Source organism: Pseudomonas sp. LFS074, from assembly GCF_047978165.1.
GTDB lineage: Bacteria > Pseudomonadota > Gammaproteobacteria > Pseudomonadales > Pseudomonadaceae > Aquipseudomonas > Aquipseudomonas putida_P.
Genome location: NZ_JBFPFV010000002.1, coordinates 456,861 through 477,379, shown reverse-complemented (window position 1 = coordinate 477,379; position 20,519 = coordinate 456,861). Strand labels below are relative to the sequence as shown.

The following is a 20,519-nucleotide window of genomic DNA, read 5'->3' as shown; positions in this document are numbered from 1 at the left end:
GAGTCCCGGGCTTTCAAGCCCGGCCAATACCCTGGATGTACCCTGATGAAAATAAGCTGGACGTGGTTCCACAAGCTGGGCTCCCCCAAATGGTTCTATGCCATCAGCGGCCGCATGCTGCCGTGGCTTGCCGGCGCTGCCGTGCTCCTGCTGCTGGTCGGCATCACCTGGGGCCTGGCCTTCGCCCCCCAGGACTACCAGCAAGGCAACAGCTTCCGCATCATCTACATCCACGTGCCGGCGGCGATGCTGGCGCAGTCCTGCTACGTGCTGCTGGCAGTGGCCGGGGTGGTGGGGCTGGTATGGAAGATGAAACTGGCCGACGTCGCCTTGCAATGCGCCGCCCCCATCGGCGCCTGGATGACCGCGGTGGCGCTGGTCACCGGGGCCATCTGGGGCAAGCCCACCTGGGGAAGCTGGTGGGTCTGGGATGCCCGACTGACGTCCATGCTCATCCTGTTGTTCCTGTACTTCGGCATTATTGCGCTGGGCCAGGCAATCAGTAATCGTGACAGTGCAGCCAAGGCCTGTGCGGTACTGGCGATCGTCGGCGTGGTGAACATCCCGATCATCAAGTACTCGGTGGAGTGGTGGAACACCCTGCACCAGGGCGCCACTTTCACCCTCACCGAAAAGCCGGCGATGCCCGCAGAAATGTGGTTGCCGCTGCTGTGCACGGCGCTGGGCTTCTACTGCTTCTTTGGCGCGGTGCTGTTGCTGCGCATGCGCCTTGAAGTGCTCAAGCGCGAAGCGCGCGCCAGTTGGGTCAAGGACGAAGTATTGAACAGCCTGGGGCGGAGGGCCGCACAATGAGTTTCGCCACTTTCGGTGACTTTCTCGCCATGGGCCACCATGGCCTGTACGTGTGGACGGCCTATGGCATCTGCCTGGCAGTGCTGGCGCTGAATGTCGCCGCGCCCGTGCTGGCCCGCCGTCGCTACCTGCAAGATGAGGCGCGCCGTTTGCGCCGGGAGAACAACCAGTGAATCCGCAGCGCAAGAAACGCCTGTTGCTCATCGTCGGCCTGCTGGTCGGCGTCGGGGTTGCCGTCGGCTTTGCCTTGAGCGCATTGCAGCAGAACATCAACCTGTTCTACACCCCGACCCAGATCGCCAACGGCGAAGCGCCGCTGGACACCCGCATCCGCGCCGGCGGCATGGTCGAGAAAGGTTCGGTGCAGCGTTCGTCCGATTCGCTGGACGTGCGCTTCGTGGTCACCGACTTCAACAAGTCGGTGCCGATCACCTACCGTGGCATCCTCCCCGACCTGTTCCGCGAAGGGCAGGGCATCGTCGCCCTCGGCAAGCTCAACGCCGATGGCGTGGTGGTGGCCGATGAAGTACTGGCCAAGCACGACGAGAAGTACATGCCGCCCGAGGTTACCAAGGCCCTGAAGGAAAGCGGCCAGGCCGCCAGCGGCGGGGAGGCCAGGCCATGAACGCGGCGCTGGTGATCCCCGAACTCGGCCAGCTGGCGATGATCCTGGCCATCTGCTTTGCTGCCGTGCAGGCCAGCGTGCCGCTGCTCGGCGCCTGGCGTGGCGACAGCCTGTGGATGAGCCTGGCGCGGCCGGCGGCCTGGGGGCAGTTCGCCTTCCTGGCCTTTGCCTTCGCCTGCCTGACCCATGCCTTCATGACCGACAACTTCTCGGTCGCCTATGTGGCCAGCAACTCCAACAGCGCCTTGCCCTGGTACTACAAGTTCAGTGCCGTGTGGGGGGCGCACGAAGGTTCGCTGTTGCTGTGGGCGCTGATCCTCGGCGGCTGGACCTTCGCCGTATCGGTGTTCTCGCGGCAGTTGCCGCAGGTGATGCTGGCCCGCGTGCTGGCGGTAATGGGCATGATCAGCGTGGGCTTCCTGAGCTTCCTGATCATCACCTCCAACCCGTTCCAGCGCCTGCTGCCGCAGGTGCCGACCGATGGCCGCGACCTCAACCCGCTGTTGCAGGACTTTGGCCTGATCGTCCACCCGCCGATGCTGTACATGGGCTACGTCGGGTTCTCGGTGGCCTTCGCCTTCGCCATCGCCGCCTTGCTCGGTGGCCGCCTGGACGCCGCCTGGGCGCGCTGGTCGCGGCCCTGGACCATCGTTGCCTGGGCCTTCCTCGGTGTCGGCATTACCCTGGGTTCGTGGTGGGCCTACTATGAACTGGGCTGGGGTGGCTGGTGGTTCTGGGACCCTGTGGAAAACGCCTCGTTCATGCCTTGGCTGGTGGGTACGGCGCTGATCCACTCGCTGGCGGTGACCGAGAAGCGCGGGGTATTCAAGAGCTGGACCGTGCTGCTGGCGATTGCCGCGTTCTCGCTGAGCCTGCTGGGTACCTTCCTGGTGCGCTCCGGTGTCCTGACCTCGGTGCATGCGTTTGCCGCCGACCCGTCGCGGGGCATTTTCATCCTGATCTTCCTGCTGTTCGTGGTCGGTGGTTCGCTCACTCTGTTCGCCTTGCGCGCACCGGTGGTCAAGAGCCAGGTCGGCTTTGCCCTGTGGTCGCGCGAGACGCTGCTGCTGGCCAACAACCTGGTGCTGGTAGTGGCGGCCTCGATGATTCTGCTCGGCACCCTCTACCCGCTGGTGCTCGATGCGTTGACCGGTGCCAAGCTGTCGGTCGGCCCACCGTATTTCGACGCCTTGTTCCTGCCGCTGATGGCACTGCTGATGGTGGTGCTGGGCGTGGGCGTGGTGGTGCGCTGGAAAGACACCCCCGGCAAATGGCTGGCCAGCATGATGACCCCGGTGCTGCTCGGCAGCGCCATCCTCGCGCCGGTGGCAGGCTTTATCGTCGACGACTTCGACTGGCCGACCCTGACCGCCTTCGCCCTGGCCGCCTGGGTGGTGCTTGGCGGGCTGCGCGACATTCTCGACAAGACCCGTCACAAAGGCCTGCTCAAGGGCCTGCCTGGCCTGGGTCGCAGCTACTGGGGCATGCAGCTGGCGCACCTGGGCCTGGCGGTGTGCGCGCTGGGCGTGGTGCTGTCGAGCAACAACAGCGCCGAACGCGACCTGCGCATGGCACCGGGCGAGAGCGTGGAGCTGGGCGGTTACCACTTCCTGTTCCAGGGGGCCCGGCACTTCGAAGGGCCGAACTTCATCTCCGACAAGGGCACCGTGGTGGTCAGCCGCGATGGCCGTGAAGTGACCACCCTGCACCCGGAGAAGCGCCTGTACACCGTGCAGCAGTCGATGATGACCGAAGCCGGCATCGACGCCGGCTTTACCCGCGACCTGTACGTCGCCCTCGGCGAGCCGCTGGAGAACGGCGCCTGGGCAGTACGTGTGCATATCAAGCCTTACGTCCGCTGGATCTGGCTGGGCGGTCTGCTGACCGGCCTGGGCGGGTTGCTGGCGGCCCTCGACCGGCGCTACCGCGTCAAGGTCAAGACCCGGGTGCGTGATGTCCTGGGCGTGTCTGGAGCAGCTGCATGAAGCGTTGGATCATGGTTGTGCCCCTTGCAGTATTCCTGCTGGTGGCGGTGTTCCTCTACAAGGGGCTTTTCCTCAAGCCCGACGAGCTGCCTTCGGCAATGATCGGCAAACCGTTCCCGGCGTTTTCCCTGGCGTCGACACAGGGGGACCGCACCCTGACTCAGGCCGACTTGCAGGGGCGCCCGGCACTGGTCAACGTGTGGGCCACCTGGTGCCCGTCGTGCAAGGTCGAGCACCCGTACCTGAACCAGCTGGCACAGCAGGGGGTGGTGATCCATGGGGTCAACTACAAGGATGACAACGCCGCCGCGCAGAAGTGGTTGGCCGAGTTCCACAACCCCTATCAGCTGGATATTCGTGACGAACAGGGCAGCCTGGGCCTGGACCTTGGGGTGTATGGGGCGCCGGAAACCTTCCTGATCGATGCCAAGGGCATCATCCGCTACAAGCACGTCGGCATCGTCGATGCCACGGTCTGGCGTGAACAGCTGGCGCCGTTGTACCAGGGCCTGATTGACGAGGCCAAGCCATGAGGCGTTGGCTGGCAGCTGCGGTGCTGGGCATGAGCCTGGCCGGTGTGGCCAAGGCGGCTATCGACACCTACCAGTTTCGCGACGAGGCAGAGCGCGAGCGTTACCAACAGTTGACCAAGGAACTGCGCTGCCCCAAGTGCCAGAACCAGGATATTGCCGACTCCAACGCGCCGATTGCTGCCGACCTGCGCCGAGAAATCTTCCGCATGCTTGGCGAAGGCCAGAGCAACCAGCAGATCATCGACTTCATGGTCGACCGCTATGGCGACTTCGTGCGCTACAAGCCGGCGCTCAGCGGGCGTACCTGGCTGCTGTGGTTTGGCCCGGGGATCTTGCTGGCCGGTGGCTTCGTGGTGCTGGCGGTGATCGTACGCCGGCGCCGTGCTACGGCCGTGCAGGGCGCCGATGAGTTGTCTGCCGAAGAACGCGAGCGTCTCGCCAAACTGCTGGAAAAAGAACAGACCCATGATTGAATTCTGGCTTAGCGCGGGCCTTCTGCTGCTCGCTGCCCTCAGCTTTTTGCTGCTCCCGATCTTGCGTGGCCGCCGTCGCCAGCAGGAAGAAGACCGCACGGCCTTGAACGTGGCCCTTTACCAGGAACGTGTCGCCGAGCTGGCGGCCCAACAAGCCGCCGGTGTGCTCGATGAGGCGCAGATGGCCAAGGGCCGGGACGAGGCTGCCCGCGAGCTGCTGGCCGATACCGAAGGCGCCGAGGCCCCGCGCCAGGGGCATTTGGGCAAGGCCCTGCCGCTGCTGGCTGCGGTACTGGTACCGCTGATGGCGCTGGGGCTGTACCTGCATTTCGGGGCGGCCGACAAGGTGGCGCTGACCCAGGAGTTTGCCGAGGCTCCCAAGTCGATGGAAGAAATGACCACGCGCCTTGAACGCGTGGTGCAGGCCCAGCCGGATTCGGCCGAGGCCATGTATTTCCTTGGCCGGGCCTACATGGCCGAGCAGCGCCCGGCCGACGCCGCGCGTACGTTCGAACGGGCCGTGACCCTGGCTGGCCGCCAGCCCGAGCTGCTGGGGCAGTGGGCCCAGGCCCAGTACTTTGCCGCCAACAAGCAGTGGAGCCCGCAATTGCAGGCGCTGACTGACGAAGCGCTGAAGGCGGACCCCAACGAGGTGACCAGCCTGGGCCTGCGCGGTATTGCCGCGTTTGAAGGCGAGCGCTATCAGGAAGCCATCGACTACTGGAAGCGCTTGCTGGCGCAGTTGCCAGAAGGTGATGCATCGCGAGCGGCGTTGCAGGGGGGGATCGACCGTGCCGCCGAGCGCGTGGGTGGCGCGCCAGTGCAGGCTACTGAGCCTGCACCTGTGGCGGCTCGCCTGAAAGTGCGGGTGGAACTGGCGGCTGCCTTGAAGGACAAGGTTCAGCCGGACGACACGGTGTTTATCTTCGCTCGCGCCAGCAATGGCCCGCCGATGCCGCTGGCGGCCAAGCGGGTGACCGTGGCGCAGTTGCCGATCGAGGTGGAGTTGTCTGATGCTGATGCGATGATGCCGCAGATGAAACTGTCGCAGTATGCCGAAGTCCAACTGGTTGCACGTGTTTCACGCGCGGGTCAGCCTACCCAGGGTGAGTGGATTGGCCAGGGGGCGCCGTTGTCTAGCGCCACCCAGGCTACCCAGCGCCTGACCATCGACACTCCAGACCAGTAAGAGAGCAATGCCATGCACAGCACCGTCCGCCTGACCCTGATTACCTTGGCCCTGGGTTTGTCTGCGTGTACGGTGCATGAGCCGTACGAGCAGCCCGCGCCACCGATCGAGCGTGTGCCGCCTTCGGGGCCGGTGGTCAAGCCCTTGCCGGGCAGGCAGCCTGCCACTTCGCCGAGCAAGCCGGCGGCGATACCCAAGCCCATGCCGCGCACCTCGGCCAGCTTTGCGCCACCGCCTGGCGGGGCAAGTCACTGGGATCCCAAGCTGGGTGTATATGTGTTGGAGAAGCAGCCCAATACCTTCTACCGGCAGCGTACGTACTATCGGTTTGATAACGGCTGGAGCTGGTCGTTGAGCCCGAATGGGCCTTGGCAGGAAACTGACAGCAGTGGTGTACCCGGTGGGTTAGGGCGCGCGTTCGCGCAGTAACGCTGTTTCTGTATCTGCTTATTCTGCTTCTGCTTCTGCTTCTGCTTCTGCTTTTGCTTGTAAGCGCGCGGTAGTTCAGGCGACGCAGATTGCGACTTCAGGAGGCCGAGCGCAGGGCTTGCGAAGGGAGGTGACGGGCATGGATGCCCGTCAAGCGCTGAGGCCCCATGGATGGGGCCTGCAGCGCGTACTCCCGGGAGCAAGACCGTAGCGAGGGAACCCCGGAGCGTAGCGCAGGGGCCGGATGATAGGAGCCAGCGTTTTTTGGTTACTTTTTGTCGCGTTTGACAAAAAGTGACCCGCCGTAAGGGCGGAAAGGTGACTATGCGCCACGTGCGTGAATGAATACCTACTCGATGTGAATGCCCACATCCAAGAAGCAAGAAGCAAGAAGCAAGAAGCAAGAAGCAAGAAGCAAGAAGCAAGAAGCAAATTCGTCTGTTTTGACTCAGCGAACAGTCCATTCGCGATGGCGACGCTGACTCACCTTTTCGCCCTTACGGCGAGTCACTTTTTGTCAAACGCGACAAAAAGTAACCAAAAAACGCTGCGCTCCCATCATCCGGCCCCTGCGCTGCGCTCCGGGGTCCCCTCTCTCCGGCCTCGCTCCCGGGAGGACCGCGCTGCAGGCCCCATCCTGGGGCCCAGCGCTTGACGGGCATCCATGCCCGTCACCTCCCTCCGCAAGGCCTACGTTCGGCCTCCTGAAGTCGCGAAGATCAAGATCAAGATCAAGATCAACAGCAACAGCAACAGCAACAGCAACAGCACAGTACAGTTTTGCCTTGTTATTTCCATTGACTGTACCGGCCGGTGACTCCGCATAATGACGCCTCGAATTCACCCGGAGGTGGCATGAGCAAGACAGTCCTGGTACTGGTGGAAACCGTCGACGATTACCTGCCCATGCTGGAGCAGGCCGGTTACCACCTGATCCGTGCCCCTTCGCCGCAACTGCGCGCCGATGCCATTCATCGCCACGCCGAAGAAATCGATGCGGTACTCACCCGTGGGCCGCTGGGGCTATCCGCCACCGAAATTGATGCATTACCCAGATTGCAGATCATCTGCGTGATCGGCGCCGGCTACGAGCAGGTCGACCTGGCCGCCGCCGCCGCACGCGGCATAACCGTCACCAATGGCGCCGGGGCCAATGCCGCAGCCGTCGCCGACCACACCCTGGCCCTGCTGCTGGCGCTGCTGCGCGACATTCCTCGTGCCGATGCCAGCACGCGGCGCGGTGAATGGAACCGGGTGATCAGCCCCTCGGTGAGTGGCAAACGCCTGGGCATTCTCGGCCTCGGCGCAGTGGGGCTGGCGATCGCCAAGCGGGCCCACTTGGGCTTCGACATGCCCGTCAGCTACCACAGCCGCACACCACGCCAGGATGTGCCCTATGCCTGGTACGACAGCCCTCGGCACTTGGCTGAAGCCGTCGACATCCTGGTGGTGGCCACCCCCGGTGGCGCCAACACCCGGCATCTGGTCGATGCCCACGTCCTTCAGGCCCTGGGCGCTGAAGGCTATCTGGTGAACATCGCCCGTGCCAGCGTGGTCGACACGCAGGCCCTGATTGCCGTATTGCAGCGTGGCCAGCTGGCTGGCGCCGCGCTGGATGTTTTCGATGACGAGCCAGCAGTGCCCGATGCACTCAAGGCCTTGCCCAACACTGTGCTCACACCCCACGTGGCTGGCCAATCGCCAGAAGCTGCGCGCGACACGGTGGCCTTGGTGCTGCGCAACCTGCAGGCGTTCTTTGCCGGTGAGCCAGTTTTGACCCCGGTACGCCCGTAGCCCTTTTCCAGATATCTGCCTGGCAGCGCCCAGGTAACAAGGAGTGTGTGCATGCAACTCGAAATCTTCCAGGTCGATGCCTTTTCCACTGAACCGTTCGGTGGCAACCCGGCCGCAGTGATCCCGCTGGAAAGCTGGCTGCCGGACGATGTGCTGCAGCGCATCGCTGAAGAAAACAACCTGTCAGAAACAGCCTACTTCGTGCGCAAAGGCGAAACGTTCGACCTGCGTTGGTTCACCCCCACCGTGGAAGTCGACCTGTGCGGCCATGCTACCTTGGCCTCGGCTTACGTGCTGTTCGAGCAACTGGGTGAGCAGGCGCAAGTACTGCGCTTCAACACCCGCAGTGGCGAGCTGCGCGTCAGCCGCGGCACTGATGGCCTGCTGGCCATGGACTTCCCGGCCAAACAACCCGTAGCGGTGGACACGCCGGCGGGCCTACTGCAGGCGCTGGGCTTGAGCCAGGCGAAGGCGGTGTACCGTAGCGACGATTATGTGGTGGTGATCGATGACGCCATGCTGCTCGAAACGTTGAAACCCGACTTTGTTGCGCTGTCGGCCTTCGACGTCCGTGGCATTGCCGTGACCGCGGCAGGGCGTGGCTTTGACTTCGTCACCCGCTGGTTCGGCCCGCGGGTTGGGGTGAATGAAGACCCGGTAACCGGCTCGGCGCACACTTCGCTGGCACCGGTATGGGCCCAGAGGCTGGGCAAGAACGTGCTGAGCTGCGAGCAGGGCGGGGCACGCAAAGGGCAGTTGCAGTGCGAAGTGCCGGGCAATGGCCGCGTAATCATCAGTGGGCGGGCGGCGTTGTACCTGCGTGGTACGGCGTACATCTAGCCGTGAGTGCGATGCCCTGTAGCAGACAGCCAGCCCTTTTGGGCTGCGCTGTCTTGCAGAGTACAAAAGCAGCAAGCAAGCGGCTTTCGCGGCGGGCTTCTATAATTGCAGGCCCATCTTTGCATTCGAGGAGCCACCCATGGCCCTGGAAAAACAAGGCACCTGCCTGTGCGGCGACACGCGGCTGACGGTCACCGTCGACAATACCCATATCAGCGCTTGTCATTGCAGCATGTGCCGCAAGTGGACCGGCGGCCCGCTGCTGGTGGTGCACTGCAGCAAGCCTCCGCTGATCGAAGGGCGTGCGCCCAGCGTCTATGATTCGTCCGACTGGGCCCAGCGTGCTTTCTGTGGCCGCTGTGGTACGCACCTGTACTACCGGCTCAAGGCCAACGACTTCCATGCCGTGCCGGTCGGCCTGCTCGATGGCGACCAAGCCTGGGATTTCGACCTGCAGATCTTCGTCGAACAGAAGCCCGCGTGGTACTGCTTCGCCAATCAGACCAAGGAGCTGTCCGGCCAAGAGGTGTTCGAGCAGAACAGCTGATTCAACGTCATGTTTGTCCGGAGGCATTCCGTGGGTGAATGCCTCCGGACATTTCTGCCTGAACTTGCCAAACCGGTGCATTCCTGAGAAAAGGGCGGTTTTGTTTTTCAGCGTTTGGAGTGTACCCGTGAGCCAAGAACTGCAGATCATCGACCTGGTCGAGGGTGATGGCAAAGCCGCCGTCAAAGGTGCCCTGATCACCACCCAGTACACCGGCTGGCTGGCCGATGGCAGCGAGTTCGACTCGTCCTGGTCGCGCGGTAAGCCGTTCCAGTGCGTGATCGGTACCGGCAGGGTAATCAAAGGCTGGGATCAAGGCCTGATGGGCATGCGCGTAGGTGGCAAGCGCAAGCTGCTGGTACCGGCGCACCTGGGGTATGGCGAACGCAGCGTGGGGGCGATCCCGCCGAATTCGGACCTGACCTTCGAGATTGAACTGCTGGAAGTGCTCACGCGGGATGATTGAGTGGGCACGTTGCAACCCGAGGTTCTTGCACCTTACACAATTGCGCAACACCCAGCCCCTAATCTAGGCCTTGCCTAGGGAACGGCATCCACCTCCAGGGAGGAACCAAACGGGTTCGGGGCACTCTGACCCTGACGCGTTGCCAGGGATGGCATTCACTACACGGGCGCCCTGCAACTGGCCGGGCGATGTGGCGGGTAAACCCGATTTTCTCTGCCACACGAGCCTGCCTTGATGAAGTTGCCAACATTCTTCCGTCGTCGCCGCCACTTGCTGCTGAGCCTGGTGCTCACAGCCGTCGCCGTACCATTGGCGCTGGAGGCTGTCGAAAGCCGGGCACGACCGGTGGATGGCACCCAGACCCTGGTGTTTCTGCGTCATGGCGAGAAGCCGGGCGAGGGGCTCGGGCAGTTGAATTGCCAGGGCCTCAACCGTGCGCTGGACCTGGCCACTGTACTGCCCGAGCGCTTCGGCAAGGCCGACTATGTGTTTGCCGCCAACCCCACGCGGCATGTCGAGGAAGGCAGCCGGGATGAAAGCTACAGCTACATCCGCCCATTGATGACCATCACCCCCAGTGCCATCCGCCTCGGCTTACCGGTGAATATCGACTACGGCGCCAACGACACCGCTGAACTGGCCGATGAGTTGCTGAGCGACAAATACCGCAATGCGACCATCTATACCGCCTGGTCCCACGGCTACCTGCCGGAACTGATCAACACGGTGGCCGGCAAGGCCTTGGGGGAGGAGCGGGTGATCACCGAGGACTGGAGCGGCGAAGACTTCGACACCCTCTACGTACTGACCCTGACCTGGCACGATGGCAAGGCCAGCCTGCTGAGCCGCAATGTGCGTCAGGGCCTGAATGACGGTGCGCATAGCTGCCCGACCTGATCCGCTGGTACTGTTTGGCAAGGAAGCCGGAACAGGGATGAGCGATGAAGCAGCAGGTAACGGTGGTCGGTGGCGGAGTGGTGGGCCTGGCGACGGCTTACGCGCTGGTTCGGGAAGGGCGGTCGGTTGACCTGATCGAGGCCCGCGACAGCCTGGCGTCGGCCACCAGCTTTGCCAATGGCGGGCAATTGTCCTATCGCTATGTGGCGCCGCTGGCTGATGCCGGGGTGCCGTGGCAGGCGCTGGGCTGGCTGTTGCAGGGCGAGTCGCCATTGCGCTTGCGCTTGCGCATGGACCCGGCCCAGTGGCGCTGGCTGCTGGCATTCACCCTGGCTTGCAGGCGTAGCGTCAATCGCCGTAATGCCGGGCACTTGCTTGAGCTGGCGCTGTACAGCCAGGCCGTTTTGGCGCAGTGGCGCGAACACCAGAACCTGGGGGATTTCGCCTGGCGGCGCAATGGCAAGCTGGTGGCTTTTCGCAGTGAACGGGCCTATGCCAAAGGCCGGGAACAGTTGACGGACCCAGCCAGTCAGCAGGTGCTGGCGGCTGCCGAGCTGCGCGGGCTGGAGCCTGCCCTGGATGGCGCACCGTTTGTGGGGGGCGTGTTCACGGCGGGCGAAGAGGTTGGCGATTGCCACGTGTTTTGCTTGCGGCTGGAGGCGCTGTTGCGTGCGTCGGGCCAGTGCCGTTTCCTGCTTGGCCGGCCAGTGACGCAATTGGTTCAGCGCCAGGGCCAGGTCGTGGCACTGCAACTGGGCGATCAGCAGCTGGACGTGGAGCAGTTGGTGCTGTGTGCTGGGCATCGCGGCCCAGGCTTGGCATTACCGGGGGTGCAGATACCGGTTTACCCGCTGAAGGGCTACAGCCTGACCGCACCGATCAGCGCCGGGCACCTGCCCCCGGAGGTGAGCCTTACCGACTATGAGCGCAAAATCGTCTATGCACGCCTGGGGCAGCAGCTGCGGGTAGCGGCGATGGTGGACATTGTCGGCTTCGACGAGTCGGTGGACATGCGCCGTTTGCAGAGCATGCGGCGGCTGGCGCTGGAGACGCTGCCGAGGGCGGCGGATTATGGCCAGGCGGTGGAGTGGGCGGGGATGCGACCAGCGACACCTACCGGCGTGCCGATCATAGGTGGGACGGTGTACCGCAACCTGTGGCTGAACCTGGGGCATGGGGCGTTGGGGTTCACCTTGGCCTGTGGCAGTGCGCAGCGTTTGGCCGGGATGATGCGTTAAGCGGGCCGGCCTCTTCGCGGCTAAAGCCGCTCCTACGAGGACCCCACGGTATTCAGGCTTGCGCTGGTCCGGTAGGAGCGGCTTTAGCCGCGAAGAGGCCGGTACAGGCGAAGGATGTCTAGCGGCCGAAGCGCATCGGCCAGCCCACCACTTTCTTCGCCCGTGGCGTCGCATAGGTGCGCACTTTGGACGTGCTCAAACCCATGCGCACCAGCGATTCGGCAATGGTCACCGCTGCACTCACACCATCCACCACCGGCACGCCGGTGCGTTGGCGAATCTGCTCGTCCAGCCCGGCCATGCCGCCACAACCCAGGCAAATCACCTCGGCCTTGTCGTCACGCACGGCGCGTTCGGCCTGCTCGACAATCGCCTCCACGGCCCGCAGCGGGTCGGCTTCCAGTTCCAGCACCGCCAGCCCGCTGGCTCGCACCGAGGCGCAGCGGTCATACAGGCCCGAGAGCTTCAGGCGGTCCTCGATCAATGGCACGGTGCGGTCAAGCGTGGTTACTACGGAATAGGCGTGGCCCAGGTACATTGCCGTGCTGGCGGCGGCGTCAGTAATGTCCACCACAGGCACGTTGAGCAGTTCCTGCAGGCCTTCGCGGCCATGTTCGCCATAACCGGCCTGGATCACGGCATCGTAGGGCCCTTCAAAGGCCAGGACCCGGTCCATCACCGCGATGGCCGCCAGGTAGCTCTCGAAGTTGCCCTCCACCGATTCGGCGCCGAACCAGGGCGTGAGGCCGACGATTTCGGTACCGGGTGCGGCCACCGCACGGGCCTGCTCGGCAATGGCCTGGGTAATGGCTTCGGTGGTGTTGACGTTGGCGATCAGAATACGCATGGGCAGTCCTCCTTGATTAATGGCCGCTGTGGTCGACGGCGATGCACTCGCCGCTGACGTCGTGGTAGTGGCGGTTACGTGGCGCGATCAGCAGGTACAGGGCGGCGGCGATGCCGGCACCGATCAGCCAGGAGAACGGCGCGATACCCTGGAAGTTGGGCACCAGGGCCAGCACGATGGCCAGCAGTGCGGCCGGCACGAAGGCGGCCACGGCGCGCAGGTTGATGCCCTTGCTGTAGTGATAGGCACCGGCCGGGTGCTCGGTATACAGCTCTGGCACGTTGATGCAGCCTTTGCGCAGCAACCAGTAGTCGGACATGATCACGCCGTACAGCGGGCCGAGCAGGGCGCCCAGGCCCGACAGGAAGTACACGATCACCAGCGGGCTGTTGTACAGGTTCCAGGGCAGGATCAGCACCGCCAGGGTGGCACTGATCAGCCCGGCACGGCGGAAGTTCAGGTGGCGCGGTGCCAGGTTGCTGAGTACGAAGGCCGGGGCGACGAAGTTGGCCATGATGTTCACCGCCACGGTGACGATCAGGAAGGCCAGGCAGCCGAGCACCAGGAATGGCGTGCTGGGTATGGCGGCGACGATCTGCGTAGGGCTGTCGATGATGTGGCCGTTGATCTGGAATTGCGCGCCGCACAGCACCACGGTGATCACGGCGAACACCAGGATGTTCACCGGCAGGCCCCAGAAGTTGCCGACGCGGATGGTCTTGCGGCAAGGCGAGGAGCGGGCGAAGTCACAGAAGTTCAGCACCAGGGTGCCGTAGATCGCCAGCCACAGTGCGCCGCCGGCAAAGATGTTGCGCCACATCTCGTAGCCGGTCAGCGGGGTAGCCACCGACCAGGCAATGCGCGCGTCGGCCTTGAAGTACATGAACACCGCCAGGGCGGCGACGGTCAGCAGGATCACAGGCCCGGCAAAGGCCTCGTAACGGCGCACCATCTCCATGCCGTAGGCCAGGATCACCAGCTGCACCAGCCAGATCGACACGAAACACACCCAGCCCAGGCTCGACAGGCCGAGGATGCTGTCGTGGTCGTAGGCTGCCAGTTGCGGCCACACGGCGGTGAGCAGCACCCGCAGCACCACCGATGCCAGGTAGGTCTGGATGCCGAACCAGGCGATGGCGATGATGGCACGTATCAGCGCCGGGATCTGCGCGCCGTGGATGCCGAAGGCAATGCGGCTGATGACCGGGAACGGTACCCCGGTTTTCTGCCCCATGTAACCCGACAGGTTCATGAAGAAGTACACCAGTGCCGCGCCGATGGCCAGCGACAGCAGAATTTGCCAGCCGCCCAGGCCGAGGGCGAACAAGCCCATGGCGAACGAATAGTTGGCGATATTGTGCACATCGTTGGTCCACAGCGCGAAGATGCTGTAGCCGCCCCAGCGACGGCCTTCCATACGCGTGGGCGCCAGGTCGCGGTTATGCAGGCGCGGGCTGAGAACAAGGTCCGGCTGGTGGCCGGCAAGCGTGGACGCGGGGTGTGTGCTGGCGACGGATTGTTCAGGGGCAAGGTCGAGGCTGCTACTCATTCCGGCGGGCTCCTGATGCACATGGACTGCGATGAGCGGGCATGCGCACGGGCTCGCCATCTCGTCGGTGCAGCGTTGGCATCACAGGGTTGTGGGCGCGGCGGCTGACATTGGGTCGGCGTCGCGGATTCTTGTGTATCTATGTTTTGTTTAAGTTGTATACAAAACACGAACACACAAAAGCGAGTTCCATGCCAAGGGAAGAGCAGGTTTCAATAGGTGATCATTTCGAACTTATCTTTTTCAAAGGTAAGTTAATGAAATACAGAGAATATAAGTTGACCAAATGAACAAGTTATATTTTTTGAAAGATTGATTAGTTGATCATTTGGTCAAAATAGAGGGTGGAAAGTGTGTAACGAATTGGGGCGCTACTGAAGAAAGTGCACACAAAAATGGCACCTATGGTTACGTTTTTGTGTACAAAAAATAGTCAGCTTTTCCTGTGCTGGCCTCTTCGCGGGCACGCCTGCGAAGAGGCCAGCACAGGAGACAATCAATCCATTGGCGGCAACCGCCGCTTGACCGGGGTCTTCTTGATGATCGCGGTATTGGTCTCAGCCAGCACATTCATGAGGTCGAGCAGGGTGTCCAGCTGCTCCATCGAGCGCACATGCAGTCGGGCGACGAAGCAGTCTTCGCCAATGACCTTGTCGCATTCGGTGAACTCAGGGATGGCAATGATCTGGCGCTCCACCTCCTGCAGCTTCCCCGGTAGCGGACGGATGCGCACGATCGCCTGCAACTGGTAGCCAAAGGCGCGCGGGTCGACCTCCACGGTATAGCCGCGCAGCACGCCACGCTCTTCCAGCCGGCGCAGGCGCTCGCTGACGCTGGGTGCGGACAGCCCGCTGACCTGCGCCAGCGCCTTGAGCGAGCGGCGCGAGTCCTCCATCAGTGCATTGATCAATAATTGGTCGATGGCATCGGTCATACCCACCTCATCAGGTGATTCGTGTTGTTTGCCTTGATAGTAAAGGCAGGTTGGCGAAATTGCCTTGGTTATCCGCTGGATGGCCAGGCTGCCGCCTTTGCATACTGTGGCCATCATCAACGGGAGGTTTGAGATGGACAGTTCATTGCGCCGTGGCTCGCTGGAAATGGTCGCTGCCATGCTGATTTCCGGGACCATTGGCTGGTTCGTGCTGGTGTCCGGCCAGCCGGTGCTGGATGTGGTGTTCTGGCGCTGCGTGTTCGGTGCCGTGACCTTGCTGGCGATTTGCGCCGCGTTTGGCTTTCTGCACCCGGGCGTGATCAGCCGCACGGCATTTTTGCTGGCGATAGCCAGCGGGGTGGCCATTGTCGGCAACTGGCTGCTGTTGTTCGCTTCATACGCCCGGGCGTCGATTGCCATCGGCACGGCGGTGTACAACGTGCAGCCGTTCATGCTGGTGGGGCTGGCGGCGCTGTTTCTGGGCGAAAAGATCACCTTGGCCAAGGTGACCTGGCTGAGTGTGGCGTTCCTCGGCATGCTGGCCATCGTCAGTGCCCATGGCGCTGGGCAAAGTAATGGCGAGGACTATCTGCTGGGGATTGCCCTGGCGCTTGGGGCGGCGTTTCTGTATGCAATCGCGGCCTTGATCATCAAGCGCCTGAGTGGCACGCCCCCGCACCTGATTGCGTTGATTCAGGTAACCACGGGTGTGTTGCTGCTGGCGCCATGGGTCACGCTTGGTGGGTTGCCGGTTGAAGTGCCGGCGTTGGCCAGCTTGTTGACACTGGGCATGGTGCACACCGGCCTGATGTATGTGCTGTTGTACAGCGCCATCCAGCGTTTGCCCACGGCCTTGACCGGTGCGCTGTCGTTCATTTACCCGATTGCGGCAATTCTGGTGGACTGGGTGGCGTTCGGGCACCGCCTGGCGCCGCTGCAGTGGCTGGGGGTGGGGTTGATCCTGCTGGCGGCGGCGGGGATGCAGCAGGGGTGGTGGTTCCGCTCGGCGCGGCATCCTGTAGGCGCGGGTTTACCCGCGAAGAGGCCCGCAAGGTAGAATGCCGCTTTTTGCCAGCCTGCGATCCGCCATGACCTCGCCCATCGACACCCTTGAGCAACACCTGCTTGCCGCCCTCGACCCTGCCCCACAGGAAACCCGCCGCCTGTTTCACGGCCGCGGCCGCTGCTGGCAGGGCCTGGAGCAGGTCACCGTCGACTGGCTGCAGGGCGTGTTGTCGGTCGCCTTGTTCCGTGAGCCGCCCGAAGGCCAGCTCGCCGAACTGGAAGCCATGCTGCGCAGCTTGGCCGCGCGTCCGCAGTGGACGGGGCAGGCGGTCATCATCCAGCACCGCTACCTGCCCGACAGCCCGGGCCAGTGGCTGCTGGGCGAGCCGTGCCAGCAACGCGAAATGATCGAGGACGGCCTGACCTACCTGCTGGACTTGGGCGTGCGGCAAAACAATGGCCTGTTCCTCGACATGCGCTATGGCCGCCGTTGGGTGCGCGAGCAGGCGGCGGGCAAGCGCGTGCTGAACCTGTTCGCTTATACCTGCGGCTTTTCCGTGGCAGCGATTGCCGGTGGCGCTGAGCAGGTGGTGAACCTGGACATGGCCAAGTCGGCCCTGTCGCGGGGCCGGGACAACCATCGCCTCAATGGCCACGATGCATCACGGGTGGCGTACCTGGGGCATGAACTGTTCAAGTCGTGGGGCAAGGTGCGCAAGTACGGGCCTTATGACCTGATCATCATCGACCCGCCAACCTTCCAGCGTGGCAGCTTTGTGCTGACCCAGGATTACGCAAAGATCCTGCGGCGTTTGCCGGAGTTGTTGAATGCGGGGGGAACGGTGCTGGCGTGTGTCAACGATCCGGGCATCGGGCCGGAATTCCTGATTGAAGGCATGGCAGAGCAGGCGCCTTCGCTGGCTTATGTCGAACGCCTGGAAAACCCGCCGGAGTTTCCGGACGTTGACCCGGCTGGCGGGCTGAAGGCCTTGGTATTCCGTCAGGTTTGATGCTGCCCTTGCTGGAAGCTTCGCGGGCGAGCCCGCGAAAGGGCCGGTGCAGGCGAATTCAAGCCCCCAGGGCCTGCAGCGGCAGCGGGTACACCTGGGCAAAGCGGTCCACCCCGGATACCTGTAACGGCCCTTGCAGGTTGATGCGCAGCAGCGGGTCTTCGCTGATCGACTTGCCCACCTCATGGATCAGCGCGAGTGACGCATCCACATCACTGTCGTAAGTGAACTGCACCGAGAAGAACGCATAGGCGAACTGCCGCGACTGGTTGGTAACCGCCTTGATCTGGCCAAACGGCACCGAGTGCACGAAGCCTTTGCCATCGCGCAGCCGCTACGGATCGTCAGGCTTTCGACTGTACCGGTATGGCCGGAATCGAGCACTACCCAGTCGCCGATGGAAATGGAATCCTCGATGAGGATGAACAACCCGGTAATCACATCGTGCACCAGCTGCTGCGAGCCGAAGCCGATGGCCAGGCTGATCACCCCGGCACCGGCCAGGAACGGCGTGACGTTGGTGCCCAGGTTGGCCATGGTGGTGATGGTGTAGATGACGATCAGGACCACTTTGATCGCATTGTGCAGCATCGGCAGGATGGTCCGCACCCGGGTGCTCGGCTGACGCGCGCTGCGGCGGCCGACGGGGGGCTTGAGTGCTTCCTGGATGGCCGTATCGAGTACCACCCACAGCAGCCAGGTGACCAGCAGGATCAAGCCAATGCTCGACAGCGAGTTGCTGATCGCCTGGCCCAGGCTGTTGCTCAGGGCGAAATCGACCACCGAGAAGCCCCAGATGCGCCCCAGCAGCTCGATGAAGGTGACGGCCATGTCGATGCGCAGTAGCGCGTGGGCGAGGCTGCGCATCCCTTGTAGGAGCCGAGGTGAACGGCACGCTGTTGTCCGGCAGGCGGGTTACCAGTTGTTCGGCACCTTACTGGCCTGTGCCAACGACCCAGGCATCGGGCTGCAGTTCCTTATCGAAGAGTTGTCCTTGCATGCCCCGGCGCTGGTGTTCGCCGAGCGGCTGGCGAGTCCGCCAATTTTTCGGATGCGGGCGTGGAGGAGCACTCAAGGTGATGAAGTTCTATTTTAAATACGTCATTATTCATCCGTTAATGTAGGATTTATCTTACGGATATGATTTATTTATACTCATTGTGTGGGGATTAATTGTTTTGACAATTTTTAATATTTGCAATGAAGTTGGCCGTCTACTAGGGTCCGAGTTCCTATTTGGATGCGGCGCCGACAATCAGTGATCGGCTTGATCAAGGCAGGGAGAATGCCAATGTTCAACACTTACCAGCGATGGCTCGTATTGGCCGTCCTGTCCTTCGCCTTGCTATTGGTTGCGATCGACATGACGGTCCTTTACATCGCCTTGCCCACACTTACCCATGCGCTCGGGGCATCTACCTCCGAAAAGCTGTGGATCATCAACATGTATCCTCTGGTCGTCGCCGGCCTGTTGCTGGGTGCTGGCACCTTCGGTGATCGCATCGGCCACCAGCGATTGTTCGTGATCGGCCTTGTGCTGTTCGGTGCGGCGTCGCTTCTGGCTGCATTCGCGCCATCTTCCGTGCTGCTAATCCTGGCTAGGGGCGCGCTGGGCGTCGGTGCGGCGGCCATGATGCCGGCCACGCTGGCGATCATCAGCCTGACCTTCGAGGATGAGCGTGAGCGTGGTTTTGCCATCGGCGTCTGGACGGCCGTGGCTTCAGGTGGTGCAGCGATTGGTCCGCTGATAGGGGGGGCGCTGCTCGAGCATTTCTGGTGGGGTTCCGTGTTTCTGATCAACGTGCCCATCGTGCTGGTGGCCCTGGTGTTGTCCTTGCTGCTGATCAGGAACACGCAACAGGCCAACGCCGGGCCATGGGACTTGCTTGGCTCCCTTCAGGCGATGGTAGGGCTCATCAGCCTGGCGTACCTGATCAAGGAATTCGCCAAGCCCGAGCCCTCGCTGGTGGCGGCGCTGGGGGCGTTGGCCATCTGCGCGGGCTTCGGCTGGATGTTCGTGCGCGGGCAGCGCAAGCGTGGTTTTCCGTTGATCGACCTGCAGATTTTCCGCAGCCCCGCGTTCTCCTCTGCGGTCATCGCCAGCCTGGCCGCGGCCGGCTGCCTGATGGGCATCAACCTGGTACTGAGCCAGCGCCTGCAACTGGTTGTCGGGCTATCCCCGCTCGAGACCGGCCTTTATTTCCTGCCCCTTTCCGTGGGAGCGATCGTGGCCGGTCCGTTAAGCGGCTGGTTGCTGCCCAAGGTTCGTTGTGATCGGTTCCTGGTGCTCGCACTGTTGATCTACGCCGGTGCCATTGGCCTGTTCATGTACAGTTTCAGCCAGTCGGTCGCCCTGCAACTGCTGCTGCTGTTCGTCATGGGTGCTTGCGTAGGGGCGAGTATGACCGGGGCGTCCACCACCATCATGGCCAGCGCGCCGCCGGAGCGAGCGGGGATGGCCGCTTCGGCCGAGGAAATTTCCTACGAGCTGGGAGGAGGGTTGGGCATCGCCTTCATGGGTAGCCTGATGTCGGTGGTGTACAGCCGCTCGCTGGTCGTGCCCGAGCAGGCCGCCGACGCGGCGCGCCTGCAGGACGGGATCGACAGCGCGCTGGCCGCTGCCGCGCAAATGCCCGCCCCGCTGGGGCAGGAAATCGCTGTGAATGCGCGATTGGCGTTCGACCAAGCGGTGTCCTCGGTAATGATGGCCACCGTGGGGGTACTCGTGGTCATCGCACTGTTGGTGTTTGTGAACTTTCGAAGGTATTCGACAGTTTCTGCCGAACAGCAAGTTTCTTCTTGATTTAGTCAAATAATGCTCGGCCCGGAACTGTTCAGTTGAATAGTTCCGGGTCTGGATTTGTGCTGCTTTAAATTTGGAGAGGTGGCTTGCGCCTACTATTGGGGCAATTGTATGATCAGCGTGCGGCCTTGCATCTGGAACAGCGTTATGTCGGCGAAGTCCTGATACCGCAGGAGCATCTTTGTGCTCATCATCTGCGTGAGGCCGTGCGGTTTGTCGTGAGGAAGTATCCGGCACTTCGTGGCTGTTTCACGCGCAGCGAAGGCGAATGGCGCATGGACTTTGTTGCCGTTGACGCGTTTCCCGTGGACCAGGCATTGCATGTAGTTGCCGCCGCCCCCGGGGTGTTGCCTGGTGCACAGGTTCAGGCCAGCGTCTAAGCACTGCTCACGACCTTTCCTTTGACGGTTTTGCTCAATAGCCGCGCTTTAATCTCTAATGTGGTGTTTCAGAGAGAGGGCTTTTGACAGGCGCATAAAAAATCCGATGCTCGTTTCCAAGCGTCGGATTTTGCGGCCTACAGGCTAAAGGTCAATGAGTCT

General features: G+C 62.7%; 21 protein-coding genes and 2 pseudogenes. 19 read left to right on the top strand and 4 right to left on the bottom strand.

What is annotated here, in order from left to right; all coding sequences use genetic code 11:
- The first annotated feature begins 45 nt into the window (after positions 1-45).
- From ACNQP3_RS20290 to ACNQP3_RS20225, 14 genes are all read left to right on the top strand, one after another.
- Positions 46-813: a heme ABC transporter permease gene (locus tag ACNQP3_RS20290; protein WP_012273476.1), complete on the top strand. Its 768-nt coding sequence runs from the start codon at positions 46-48 to the stop codon at positions 811-813.
- Positions 810-986 carry a heme exporter protein CcmD gene (gene ccmD / locus ACNQP3_RS20285; RefSeq protein ID WP_013973562.1) on the top strand — a complete coding sequence of 59 codons (177 nt, stop codon included), beginning with the start codon at positions 810-812 and terminating at the stop codon, positions 984-986. Before ACNQP3_RS20290 ends, ccmD begins: the two co-directional genes overlap by 4 nt.
- A complete protein-coding gene (gene ccmE, locus ACNQP3_RS20280) occupies positions 983-1,438 on the top strand; it encodes a cytochrome c maturation protein CcmE (protein ID WP_013973561.1) in 456 nt (151 codons plus the stop codon). Before ccmD ends, ccmE begins: the two co-directional genes overlap by 4 nt.
- An 11-nt stretch (positions 1,439-1,449) precedes the next feature.
- Positions 1,450-3,423 (top strand): heme lyase CcmF/NrfE family subunit, encoded by a 1,974-nt coding sequence (locus ACNQP3_RS20275; RefSeq protein ID WP_264317306.1) that lies wholly within the window; start codon positions 1,450-1,452, stop codon positions 3,421-3,423.
- Complete coding sequence (locus ACNQP3_RS20270; protein WP_014590171.1) at positions 3,420-3,956, top strand: DsbE family thiol:disulfide interchange protein; 537 nt, start codon at positions 3,420-3,422, stop codon at positions 3,954-3,956. Before ACNQP3_RS20275 ends, ACNQP3_RS20270 begins: the two co-directional genes overlap by 4 nt.
- Positions 3,953-4,429, top strand: a complete 477-nt coding sequence (locus ACNQP3_RS20265; RefSeq protein ID WP_003254376.1) for a cytochrome c-type biogenesis protein — start codon at positions 3,953-3,955, stop codon at positions 4,427-4,429. Before ACNQP3_RS20270 ends, ACNQP3_RS20265 begins: the two co-directional genes overlap by 4 nt.
- Positions 4,422-5,618, top strand: coding sequence for a c-type cytochrome biogenesis protein CcmI (gene ccmI / locus ACNQP3_RS20260; RefSeq protein ID WP_264316395.1), 1,197 nt, complete (start codon positions 4,422-4,424; stop codon positions 5,616-5,618). Before ACNQP3_RS20265 ends, ccmI begins: the two co-directional genes overlap by 8 nt.
- 12 nt (positions 5,619-5,630) lie before the next feature.
- Positions 5,631-6,047 carry a hypothetical protein gene (locus ACNQP3_RS20255; protein WP_003254373.1) on the top strand — a complete coding sequence of 139 codons (417 nt, stop codon included), beginning with the start codon at positions 5,631-5,633 and terminating at the stop codon, positions 6,045-6,047.
- A gap of 855 nt (positions 6,048-6,902) precedes the next feature.
- Complete coding sequence (locus ACNQP3_RS20250) at positions 6,903-7,841, top strand: 2-hydroxyacid dehydrogenase (RefSeq protein WP_014860681.1); 939 nt, start codon at positions 6,903-6,905, stop codon at positions 7,839-7,841.
- Positions 7,842-7,892: 51 nt separating this feature from the next.
- A complete protein-coding gene (locus tag ACNQP3_RS20245) occupies positions 7,893-8,681 on the top strand; it encodes a PhzF family phenazine biosynthesis protein (RefSeq protein ID WP_108078025.1) in 789 nt (262 codons plus the stop codon).
- A gap of 139 nt (positions 8,682-8,820) precedes the next feature.
- A complete protein-coding gene (locus ACNQP3_RS20240) occupies positions 8,821-9,228 on the top strand; it encodes a GFA family protein (protein WP_003254367.1) in 408 nt (135 codons plus the stop codon).
- Between the two features lie 127 nt (positions 9,229-9,355).
- Positions 9,356-9,694, top strand: a complete 339-nt coding sequence (locus tag ACNQP3_RS20235) for an FKBP-type peptidyl-prolyl cis-trans isomerase (protein WP_003254365.1) — start codon at positions 9,356-9,358, stop codon at positions 9,692-9,694.
- Between the two features lie 234 nt (positions 9,695-9,928).
- Positions 9,929-10,591, top strand: a complete 663-nt coding sequence (locus ACNQP3_RS20230) for a histidine phosphatase family protein (protein ID WP_004577112.1) — start codon at positions 9,929-9,931, stop codon at positions 10,589-10,591.
- A 44-nt stretch (positions 10,592-10,635) separates the two neighbouring features.
- A complete protein-coding gene (locus ACNQP3_RS20225) occupies positions 10,636-11,829 on the top strand; it encodes a D-amino acid dehydrogenase (protein WP_264316394.1) in 1,194 nt (397 codons plus the stop codon).
- Between the two features lie 118 nt (positions 11,830-11,947).
- Here the strand turns inward: ACNQP3_RS20225 and ACNQP3_RS20220 are convergent, their stop codons facing one another.
- From ACNQP3_RS20220 to ACNQP3_RS20210, 3 genes are all read right to left on the bottom strand, one after another.
- Entirely contained in the window at positions 11,948-12,676 is a 729-nt protein-coding gene (locus ACNQP3_RS20220; RefSeq protein ID WP_003254359.1) for an aspartate/glutamate racemase family protein, read from the bottom strand.
- 16 nt (positions 12,677-12,692) lie between these two features.
- Positions 12,693-14,225 carry an NCS1 family nucleobase:cation symporter-1 gene (locus tag ACNQP3_RS20215; RefSeq protein WP_060546498.1) on the bottom strand — a complete coding sequence of 511 codons (1,533 nt, stop codon included), beginning with the start codon at positions 14,223-14,225 and terminating at the stop codon, positions 12,693-12,695.
- A gap of 496 nt (positions 14,226-14,721) precedes the next feature.
- Positions 14,722-15,159 (bottom strand): Lrp/AsnC family transcriptional regulator, encoded by a 438-nt coding sequence (locus tag ACNQP3_RS20210; protein ID WP_003254357.1) that lies wholly within the window; start codon positions 15,157-15,159, stop codon positions 14,722-14,724.
- Between the two features lie 133 nt (positions 15,160-15,292).
- On the opposite strand from ACNQP3_RS20210, the gene ACNQP3_RS20205 reads away from it, so the two are divergent.
- Entirely contained in the window at positions 15,293-16,216 is a 924-nt protein-coding gene (locus tag ACNQP3_RS20205) for a DMT family transporter (protein ID WP_264316393.1), read from the top strand.
- Between the two features lie 31 nt (positions 16,217-16,247).
- Positions 16,248-17,174, top strand: a complete 927-nt coding sequence (locus ACNQP3_RS20200; protein WP_413470051.1) for a class I SAM-dependent methyltransferase — start codon at positions 16,248-16,250, stop codon at positions 17,172-17,174.
- A 58-nt stretch (positions 17,175-17,232) separates the two neighbouring features.
- On the opposite strand, the pseudogene ACNQP3_RS20195 reads toward ACNQP3_RS20200, so the two are convergent.
- Positions 17,233-18,035, bottom strand: a pseudogene (locus tag ACNQP3_RS20195) (mechanosensitive ion channel family protein); the annotation flags it as partial.
- Between the two features lie 67 nt (positions 18,036-18,102).
- Between ACNQP3_RS20195 and ACNQP3_RS20190 the strand changes: the two are divergent.
- The 3 genes and pseudogenes from ACNQP3_RS20190 to ACNQP3_RS20180 all read left to right on the top strand — a co-directional run.
- Positions 18,103-18,270 (top strand): annotated as a pseudogene (locus ACNQP3_RS20190) (class I SAM-dependent methyltransferase); the annotation flags it as partial.
- 195 nt (positions 18,271-18,465) lie between these two features.
- The gene (locus ACNQP3_RS20185; protein WP_012051667.1) at positions 18,466-19,977 is read left to right on the top strand and encodes an MFS transporter; all 1,512 of its coding nucleotides are present in this window, start codon (positions 18,466-18,468) and stop codon (positions 19,975-19,977) included.
- An 86-nt stretch (positions 19,978-20,063) separates the two neighbouring features.
- Positions 20,064-20,357: a hypothetical protein gene (locus tag ACNQP3_RS20180; RefSeq protein ID WP_180688621.1), complete on the top strand. Its 294-nt coding sequence runs from the start codon at positions 20,064-20,066 to the stop codon at positions 20,355-20,357.
- Positions 20,358-20,519: the final 162 nt, after the last annotated feature.